Origin of the sequence: Microbulbifer okhotskensis, assembly GCF_023895975.1 — a bacterium.
Lineage (GTDB): Bacteria > Pseudomonadota > Gammaproteobacteria > Pseudomonadales > Cellvibrionaceae > Microbulbifer > Microbulbifer okhotskensis.
On the sequence record NZ_JALBWM010000140.1, the window covers coordinates 1 to 8,758 of the forward strand.

Annotated in this window: 9 protein-coding genes and 1 pseudogene; 6 read left to right on the top strand and 4 right to left on the bottom strand. The window is 49.8% G+C overall.

The annotated features are described in order from the left end of the window. Positions 1 to 51 precede the first annotated feature (51 nt). A pseudogene (locus MO867_RS24120) lies at positions 52 to 403 on the top strand (DUF6892 domain-containing protein). A gap of 176 nt (positions 404 to 579) precedes the next feature. Here MO867_RS24120 and MO867_RS19270 read toward each other — a convergent pair. The 3 genes from MO867_RS19270 to phhA all read right to left on the bottom strand — a co-directional run bounded on the left by MO867_RS19270 (position 580) and on the right by phhA (position 3,385). Continuing rightward, the gene (locus MO867_RS19270; RefSeq protein ID WP_252472153.1) at positions 580 to 1,749 is read right to left on the bottom strand and encodes a cation:proton antiporter domain-containing protein; all 1,170 of its coding nucleotides are present in this window, start codon (positions 1,747 to 1,749) and stop codon (positions 580 to 582) included. An 89-nt stretch (positions 1,750 to 1,838) separates the two neighbouring features. Next, positions 1,839 to 2,315: an Lrp/AsnC family transcriptional regulator gene (locus MO867_RS19275; protein WP_252472154.1), complete on the bottom strand. Its 477-nt coding sequence runs from the start codon at positions 2,313 to 2,315 to the stop codon at positions 1,839 to 1,841. Positions 2,316 to 2,581: 266 nt separating this feature from the next. Continuing rightward, a complete protein-coding gene (phhA, locus tag MO867_RS19280; RefSeq protein ID WP_252472156.1) occupies positions 2,582 to 3,385 on the bottom strand; it encodes a phenylalanine 4-monooxygenase in 804 nt (267 codons plus the stop codon). Between the two features lie 196 nt (positions 3,386 to 3,581). Between phhA and MO867_RS19285 the strand changes: the two genes are divergently transcribed. Then, complete coding sequence (locus MO867_RS19285; protein ID WP_252472157.1) at positions 3,582 to 5,009, top strand: TyrR/PhhR family helix-turn-helix DNA-binding protein; 1,428 nt, start codon at positions 3,582 to 3,584, stop codon at positions 5,007 to 5,009. Positions 5,010 to 5,015: 6 nt separating this feature from the next. On the opposite strand, the gene MO867_RS19290 is transcribed toward MO867_RS19285, so the two are convergent. Then, positions 5,016 to 5,333, bottom strand: a complete 318-nt coding sequence (locus MO867_RS19290; protein WP_252472158.1) for an Mpo1-like protein — start codon at positions 5,331 to 5,333, stop codon at positions 5,016 to 5,018. A gap of 138 nt (positions 5,334 to 5,471) precedes the next feature. On the opposite strand from MO867_RS19290, the gene MO867_RS19295 reads away from it, so the two are divergent. The 4 genes from MO867_RS19295 (at position 5,472) to MO867_RS19310 (ending at position 8,562) form a co-directional block, all read left to right on the top strand. After that, entirely contained in the window at positions 5,472 to 6,695 is a 1,224-nt protein-coding gene (locus MO867_RS19295) for a CaiB/BaiF CoA transferase family protein (protein ID WP_252472159.1), read from the top strand. A gap of 67 nt (positions 6,696 to 6,762) precedes the next feature. Continuing rightward, the gene (locus MO867_RS19300; protein WP_252472160.1) at positions 6,763 to 7,128 is read left to right on the top strand and encodes a VOC family protein; all 366 of its coding nucleotides are present in this window, start codon (positions 6,763 to 6,765) and stop codon (positions 7,126 to 7,128) included. A 564-nt stretch (positions 7,129 to 7,692) separates the two neighbouring features. Continuing rightward, positions 7,693 to 8,085 carry a hypothetical protein gene (locus tag MO867_RS19305; protein WP_252472161.1) on the top strand — a complete coding sequence of 131 codons (393 nt, stop codon included), beginning with the start codon at positions 7,693 to 7,695 and terminating at the stop codon, positions 8,083 to 8,085. 180 nt (positions 8,086 to 8,265) lie between these two features. Further along, positions 8,266 to 8,562: a hypothetical protein gene (locus tag MO867_RS19310; protein ID WP_252472162.1), complete on the top strand. Its 297-nt coding sequence runs from the start codon at positions 8,266 to 8,268 to the stop codon at positions 8,560 to 8,562. The last annotated feature ends 196 nt before the right edge of the window (positions 8,563 to 8,758 follow it).

Below are 8,758 nucleotides of genomic sequence, written 5' to 3' on the forward strand. Positions count from 1 at the left end.
GACCGTTCTTTTCCAGGGGATTAACTGATGCACTTCAAAGTTGAATGCAGGATGTATGAGAGAAAACTATTGGTGCCTGAATTTGATCTCAGGGCTTTTGCTAAGGAGTATGACCGGAGTGAGATCTCTGTTTCTGGTTATGATGTTGTTCCGGAGGCGCTTGAATATATGAGGGGAATTGCTTCTTGCTATCAGTGAGCTGGTGTATGACGATTCCAGTGAGATATATGGGAATTTAATACCCTATTGGTGTGGTGAGGATGATATTTTTGAAGTGTCTTCGCTGATGGATTTAAATAAACTGAAGAACCTAAAGAGTATTGAGGGTGTCAATGAAAGCGTCGTCGATGCTTATTCATCCATTCTTGATTCAAAAGGGGTAGTCGCACGTGATGTGCGATGATCGGCTTTAGGGGCACTTGTGAGCGGGCTGACGGGTTACTGGCTCGTGTAGAACGGAAAGCTCGGGCCGCTTAATTCGATAAGTAAATTCGCGGAGTGATGTACTACAAGGAGGCACTTGATTTTAGGTTGTGAATTTTTCTTTTTCCCGATCAATAAACAGATTTTTGTGGATGTTTAATCCCTACGCAGTTCGTCTTTGGTCGCAATTGGGTTGGGGAAGTTCATTACGACGATGTAAGACGATACCAGAAAGGTTAGGATGGCGGTTGCCTGGATCAAATGTGATGCAGCACTACCGATCAGGTTCTGTGCATATGCGAGCAGGGCAATTAGCAGAGAAAACTCACTGATTTGTCCGAGCCGAAACCCGATATCCCATGACAGGATCTTGTGTTCGCTTCGAGCCCCTAGTAAGTAGTGGAACACCACCGGCTTAACCAAAAGTACCGCAGTAGCTGTAACCAGTGCTGGCAATAGGATTTCAGGCAGCATCGCCAGCTTGAACTGAGCTCCCAGGCTGAAGAAAAACAAGATAAGAAAAAAATCTCGCAGTGGCTTTAAGCTGAGTGCGATGTACTGGGAAATTCGGCTGGTTGCTAATGTAATACCGCCGATAAAAGCACCAATCTCCCGTGATAGCCCAACAATTTCTGCCAGCTCAGCCATGCCCATGCACCAACCGAGTGCCAGTAAAAAGACATACTCATGAAATCGGTCGAAGCGGTTAAATAATGGCAGCAGAATATATTTTACGATCAGCCAGGCGAATACGATCAGTAGGGGCAGTGAACCAAAAGAAAGCGCGAGTTGCCATATTTGCATGTCGCCGGTATTGTCGCTGAGCAGAACCATCAGGCAGACGATTGCCACAAAGTCCTGGAATAGTAGAAGTCCCACCATGAGCTCGCCTAGGTGTTTATGGTGGAGAACAGTGGTCGGTAGAAGCTTGATTCCGATAATTGTACTGGAGAACATCAGGGCCATACCGATGACCCAAGATTCGGTGGTAGTAAAGCTAAATAGCTTACCAATGCCGAAGCCCAGGCCGAGGAAAATGGTGCAACTGACCAGGCCCACGAATGTGGCTTTACGCAATACAGCGACTAAAGCCTGGGGTTGCATATCCAACCCCAGTAGAAACAACAGGAAGATAATCCCTACGCTGGACATATCGGAAAGCAGGCGAAGGTTGTCAATAACCGCAAAGCCTGACGGGCCCAAGAGTACGCCGAGAGCGATATAGGCAACGAGTAAGGGTTGTCGCCCGAAGAGGGCCAGGGAAGCGACGACTGCCGCACCGCTAAATATCAGGAAGAAGGACTGAAAAAGGGAGCTGTCCGCCACAGGCCATCCTTGTTAGTGAGCGAGATATAGCCATTATCCATAGATCTGCGAACAGCTGAAAGACTTAGTTGTTTGCTGGGCGCTTCAGGTCAGCTTTGTTCACCCGGGGGAATAGGTAGCTCAGTGGTACTTTTAATTTGCTCCAAGGCAAAGTTGGAGATAATGTCGCTGATACCGACATGTCTAATCAGTTCCTTGTAAAAACGGTCATAGGCGCTGATATCACTCACCACGACCCGCAATAGGTAATCGTAGTCGCCTGCCATGCGGTAGCAAGCGACTACCTCTGGCAATTGTGCCATATGCTCGGAAAAACCATCGGCCCATTCCGGCGTGTGTTGGTCGGTTTTAACTTGGGCGAATACCGAGACAGGAAGACCCAGGATTTCCGCGTTTAGCAGGGCTACTTTGCGTCGTATGATCCCGCTTTTTTCCAGCTTCTGCACTCTGCGCCAACAGGGGGTTTTTGTCAGACCCACACGCTCCGCCAGCTCCTCGATTGAAAGGCTGACGTCGGATTGCAGAATAGCAAGTAGTTTTCTATCAATCGCGTCAAGTGAGGCCATAGTGATATGCGCTCCCTATAGAGAAGGGGCCCCATATCCTTGGGCGCATTGTGTCGCCGTCATTGGCATGCCACCCCTTGCGACATTTTGGCAAGCAGATGTAAGGAGTTGCCGGGTTGAAACCTACGGTGCTCCGCTACACCTACTGCAGATACGATAGTCTCAGGGCGAGAGTGCTGGTAGTGGAATTTCCCTTGATGCGCAATGTTACAGGGGAAGCTTTTCAGGAGGGGGGCGGAAGTTGTCCGCCCAATCCTGCACGGGGCTCAGGCAGCGTCTCTGGGAGGAAAGCGCGGTTCGAATAGGCCCTGCTCAATCGCTTCGCGAACTTTGGCCATCAGGTCTATCTCCGTCAGCTCTTGGAGCTGCTGCAGGCCGTTCAACACATAGTAAATTGGCTGCACAATATCGATACGATAGGGCGTACGCAGTGCGGTTACCGCGTCGAGGTCATAGCGCTCGGGCTGGTTGCTTAAGGCATAAAGTGTCTCTTTGGGGGAAGAGAGAACTCCGCCACCATAGATGCGCAGTCCATCTGTTGTATTGAGCAGGCCGAACTCGACGGTAAACCAATATAAGCGGGCCAGGTAGGCGCGTTCTTTGGGCGAGGCTTTGAGGCCCAGCAGCCCGTATTTGTGGGTAAAGTTGGCGAAAGCTGGGTTGGTGAGCATGGCGCAGTGGCCAAAAATTTCGTGAAAAATATCAGGTTCTTGCAGGTAATCAAATTCTTCGGGGGTGCGGATAAAAGTCGCAACGGGAAATTTGCGATCCGCTAAAAGGCCAAAAAAAGTTTCAAAGCCAATCAAGGCAGGCACACGGGCGACTTCCCAGCCGGTTTCCTGGCGCAGAACACTCGAGACCTCCTCCAGCTGGGGGATGCGATCCTTGGGTAAATCGAGTAATTCCAAACCGTGCATATACTCATCGCAGGCGCGGCCGGGCAATACATCCAGCTGGCGCTCAATCAGGCGCTGCCAGGTTTGGTGTTCGAGATCGGTGTACTCGATGTAGCCGTCTTTATTGGGCTCGCGTGCGATGTACTTGCTGGGCTTTTTCGCTTCTTTTTTCATGAGTGTTTCTCCCGCGGCTCTGTGACCTGCGCTAATTCCCAATGCTCAGCACTCTGCCGCTGAACCTGTTGTTGTTATTTATCGACTCTATTTTTAGCCAGGCAAGCCCGGATAGGGGAGGGGGTAAAAGGTTCTATTGCGTCTTCAGGGGGTCTCAATTTACACTTTCTGTAAACTTTTCTTTACAGGTGGGCCCGTGAGAGTCGAGATAACCTGCGCTAATCGTGTCGGTATCCTGCACGAAATTATGCAGATATTTGGCAACTATCGTATTAACGTGGCTTCTGGAGAACTCGGTGGTGACAGTGGTGACAAAGTGTATCTTTCTGCACCGGGTATGCTCGCAACGCAGTACCAGACAATTGAGAAGTCCCTGCATCGGGTCCCAGGCATCCAACGGGTGCGGCGGGTTGCTTTGCTGCCGTTGGAGCGACGCCATTTTGAGTTGGATACCTTGCTCAGGCATGTGACAGACCCGGTTCTGAGTGTCGATCGGGAAGGTCGGGTGGTCGCGGCCAATTTGGCCGCTGCACGGGCTTTTGGTGTGAGCCTGGACCGAGTCCCGGGGCTGCAGCTGCAAAGGTTTCTACCGCTGATGCAGGTGGCGGAATTATTGCGGGACTTTGCGGTTCCCCGCTACGGCTTGCCGATAGTGGTGCGCGGTCAGAGTTTTCGGGTCGACTGGTCACCCATTGCTCTGGAGGGCAACCCGGGCGCTGTAGGTTCACTGGCCGGAGCGGTACTACGCCTACAGCCTTGGGACAGTAGTGAATTTGTGGCCGAGCTGCCCAGGCCCATGGTTTTGTGGGATTTCGATTTTCGTAGGCAAAGCTGTTTGCAGTTGCAAGACCTATCCGCGTTGACCGCGCCACTGCTAATAGTGGGGGAGCGCGGTAGCGGAAAGACAACATTTGCCTGCGCGCTCCACTATCTATCGCCCGCAGCCTCAAGGGCCGATTGCTATCGGGTGATTCCCCGAGATGGCAAGCTGGAGTTACCCACTCACCTGCGCAGCACAGGTACACTGATACTGGAGGATGTGCACACTCTCAGCGCCGAAGCGCAAATCGATTTGCTGCGCAAGCTCCAAAATATTTCATCTTCCCTGCGTTTGGTGGCCACCACTTGCGATAGGGAGTTAATTGCCCCGCCACTAGCGCAAGTTTTTTCATCGCTGGCGATGTCGCTGCCACCTCTGCGCAATATACGTCCAGCCTTGCCGCGCCTTGCCAATACCTTATTGCGCCAAGAAATCCCCGAGGCTGGTGATCTCAAGCTAGATGAAGAAGTTCAGCAGTTGATCAAATTGCACGATTGGCCCGACAACTTTAATGGACTGCGGGACTACTTAACCGCCGCAACAAGCCAGTGCCTAGCCAGGGGAGGTCATTCTTTGGGAGTAGGAGATGTACCCGATTTCATGGTCAAAGCAGCACTACCCTGGCGGGATTGGGGCCGTGGGCTTTCCTATAAAGAAATGATGGAACAATTGGAGCGGGCACTGCTAACGAACTTGATTGAAGATCGCCCCTCAACTCGGGAATTGGCTAAGGAGCTAGGTATTTCTCATACTGCCGTAGCCAACAAACTACGAAAATATGGTTTGTCGGCCAGTAAAAAATAAGCTTATTTAGCGCTCAATACGCCCGAATAAAAAATCCTTGTACATCACAAAATCGCCAAGGAAGCTATAAAAGGGGTATTTAAAAGTGGCGGGGCGATTCTTCTCAAAGAAAAAGTGCCCAATCCAGGCGAACCCATAGCCCACGATAGGAGTAACTGCCAACCAAAGCGCATTGGAGGTTGCAATTGCAGTAATAATTGTCGCCAGTACCAGGCTGGTACCAATAAAGTGGAGTCGGCGGCAAGTGGGGTTACTGTGTTCTTGTAAATAGAATGGATAAAATTCGCGAAAAGATTCAAATTTTTGGGCTTCTATAGCGGCCATGCTGTGCCTCCTTATTTTTATTGCGCATTCAAGTGTAAGGCGAATGCCTTCGCTGGCCAAGCAGCGCGCCAGCTCAAATTATCTGTTAGGCTGCCGCAAATTCGCGGTTGTCCCGCAAGTTAGCGATATGAGGAAGTTATGGCAGGTCCACTCGCACATTTAAAGGTGCTTGATTTAAGTCGTATTCTCGCCGGTCCCTGGGCGGGCCAGGTGTTTGCTGATTTTGGTGCCGAGGTGATAAAAGTGGAGCGCCCGGAACGTGGCGATGACACCCGCCACTGGGGCCCTCCCTTTCTGAAAGACGAGCAGGGCTGCGATACGTCGGATGCTGCTTATTATCTAAGCGCCAATCGGGGCAAAAAGTCAGTCACTGTCGATATTGCTACGGATGAAGGCCAAGCGCTGATCAAGCAAATGGCTGCGCGTAGCGACATCCTTCTGGAAAATTACAAAGTTGATGGGCTGAAAAAATACGGTTTGGATTATGAGTCTATCAAGATCATAAATCCGGGTGTCATCTATTGCTCGATTACTGGTTTTGGTCAAACGGGCCCGTACAAAAATCGGGCAGGTTACGATGCCATGATTCAAGGTATGGGTGGCCTGATGAGTATAACGGGCGTACCCGAGGGGCAACCGGGTGCAGGTCCGCAAAAAGCGGGGGTGGCTGTTGCCGACCTGATGACAGGCATGTACGCCGTTTCCTCGGTGCTCGCTGCCGTGGTTTATCGTCAACACACGGGGATAGGGCAACATATCGACTTGGCTTTGCTGGATACCCAAGTCGCATGGCTTGCCAACCAGGCGCAGAATTACCTGACTTCGGGGAAGAGCCCCGAGCGCCAAGGCACCGGCCACCCGAATATAGTGCCATACCAAGCAGTTCCCTCCGAAGACGGCTACTTTATGTTGGCCGTGGGCAACGATGATCAGTTCAAGCGTTTCTGTCATATTGCAGGTGTGGAGCAGCTGGCCCTTAATCCTGCTTACGCTACCAATTCGGCCAGGGTAATGGCGCGCGAAGAGCTGGTTCCGCAAATTGAGGCGGCCACTCGCCGTCATGAGTCAGTCTGGTGGCTGGAAAAGCTAAGCGATGCCCAGGTTCCTTGCGGCCCTATTAATACGCTGGAAGAGACCTTTGCCGACCCGCAAGTACAGGCGCGCGGTATGGTGGTGGAGCAGGAGCACCCAGAAGCCGGTAAAGTAAAAACTGTCCGCAACCCGGTTATTTTTTCCGAGTCTGCACTTGACTATACCCAGGCTCCACCCGTGCTCGGAGAGCATACCGACGAAGTTTTGGCTGAGATGCTCGGTAAAAGCGTCGAGCAAATTGAGCAATTGCGTAAAAAAAATATTGTGTAATTTCTAGGGCGGGATAGCCGGTCACTCACGTGGCACAAGGATGTGTACTTTCACCTAGGGAAAAGTTATGGAACTCGATCATGTTAATATCACCGCCCCGATGGAAACCCTAAAGCAGGTGCGGAACTTTTATACCCAAATACTTGGGCTTACCGAAGGGGAAAGACCGAATTTTAAGCGCGCTGGCTTTTGGCTCTACGGCAATGGCAGAGCCATTTTGCATCTGATTGAAGGGGAGGTCAGCGGAGAGCAACCGGACAAGCCCTATCTGGATCACATCGCCTTTCGCGCGGAGGCCCTTGAGCCCATCAAGCAACGCCTGGATAGGTTGGGTATCACCAGCCAGCAAATGGATGTACCTGGACGTCCACTGAGGCAGCTGGTATTTTTTGACCCGGTGGGGGTTAAGGTGGAGGTTAATGCGAGGGACTAACTTGATTTTCAATGGGGGGAGCCCTTAAGCCTAGTCACTTGCTGTCATTAAATCGCGGGCCGGAGGCGATTAACGAGCGCATATTGCCTAGCTGAAGAATTTATTCTTTGGTGCCGGCCATGCCGTTTAACTGGAGGTGGAGTTAAGTTTTATGTCTGGGGTTAACCCTAGAAGGAAACGATATACCTTATAGTTACGAATTATTGAATTTTTTCCCTCTCAGTTGTATTCCATTTGATTATTTTCTCTATCTGATATCCACGCTTTAACCGGCTTCAGCTATTTATTTTTTTGCTAGTCAATACTCCTGTAAGCGCGTGTCAATTTTTGTCGGTTGTGCCCAGCTCCGCCTTTGTGTTCTTTTGGTTGATACTTATATTTTCGGTGGCCTAAGTTTGGTTAGTATTAGCGGGAGTAAATAGAAAGCGATCGTGGGTTTTTTGAATTAAAGAGGTCGTTAATTCGATTTTTTTGCTATCTTTTTCGGGAGACAAGAGAACCGAGGGGCCAGTAGTACGGGTGATCGAGAATCATGCGGAATAGATCGGTATCAAGAAATTTGCCGTGTTAAAACAGCCAGCCGGCATTGGTTGGCCTGGAATTGGCAGCGGAAATTTGGTATATCGGTGCTATCGAGTGTGTCGAGAAATCCAGCGCCCCAATGAGACCGAATGGAAGCGGCATCTCTGCACAGCCGTCTATACCGTAAAGACGGACCTGGATTTTAAGGTGCTATCCACGAACAAGCTGTTCTTGTACAAAGATTTTCTGGGTTCCATGGATCTGATTACCGATGAGGTTGGTAATGTAGTGCAGGAAATGTCCTTCGATACCTGGGGCAGCGTAGGAGCACGGCAAATTCGAATGCGTTGTCCCTCACAGCGCTATCAAGCTTCGATCACAGCCGAGCTATCCGTGGTTACACTGACCACTAAATTCAATATGAGGTGGGTCTGATTCATATGAACGGCCGCATCTATGATCTGCGTTTAGGGCGTTTTTTGTAGGTATATCCATTTAGTCAGGTTGCTGCGGATATGCAGATATACAACCGTTATAGTTATGTGTGGAATAATCCGCTGAATGCCTCCGATTCAAATGGATATTTTGTAATTTTAAATTGCAGCTGCAATAGCATTGGATGTGCAATTAGTATCTGCTGCAATCATGATTCGAATTTCTGGCTTTGTTGAAGCGATGATTAATGGGGTATCGTTTTCTGATGCATTAGTTTCAGGTATATATTCAGTAGCGTTAACCCATTCTGAAGGTGGTGGGGGTGGATATATTGACCGGCAGGGCACAACTGGTAAGGGGTTCCTGATTAAAGTCCTTAAGTCTGGGGTTGTTGGAGGTATTGCCTCGATTTTCCAAATTGGAGAGTTTGGGTGTGGCCTCACTTCTACTTTTGTTGGTATTCTAGTGTTTTCGTAATAATGCTGCACCAGCCTTAAAATTTGAAGTATTATACCGACTTAATATTACTAACCCTAAAGCAGTTAGCACGAAGGTGCTACTTTACGGAATTTTACGTGAACTATTTAAAACCCATTTTTATTTTGGTAATGTTAGTATTAACAACACTTCGGACAGTTTCATACAGCTATAGCCCCATAGTCACTGTACTGCT

Excerpts from the sequence above, each read along its gene's own strand:
- MO867_RS19275 (WP_252472154.1), bottom strand. The coding sequence starts at position 2,315 with ATGGCCTCACTTGACGCGATTGATAGAAAACTACTTGCTATTCTGCAA.
- phhA (WP_252472156.1), bottom strand. The coding sequence starts at position 3,385 with ATGAAAAAAGAAGCGAAAAAGCCCAGCAAGTACATCGCACGCGAGCCC.
- MO867_RS19290 (WP_252472158.1), bottom strand. The coding sequence starts at position 5,333 with ATGGCCGCTATAGAAGCCCAAAAATTTGAATCTTTTCGCGAATTTTAT.
- MO867_RS19295 (WP_252472159.1), top strand. The coding sequence starts at position 5,472 with ATGGCAGGTCCACTCGCACATTTAAAGGTGCTTGATTTAAGTCGTATT.
- MO867_RS19300 (WP_252472160.1), top strand. The coding sequence starts at position 6,763 with ATGGAACTCGATCATGTTAATATCACCGCCCCGATGGAAACCCTAAAG.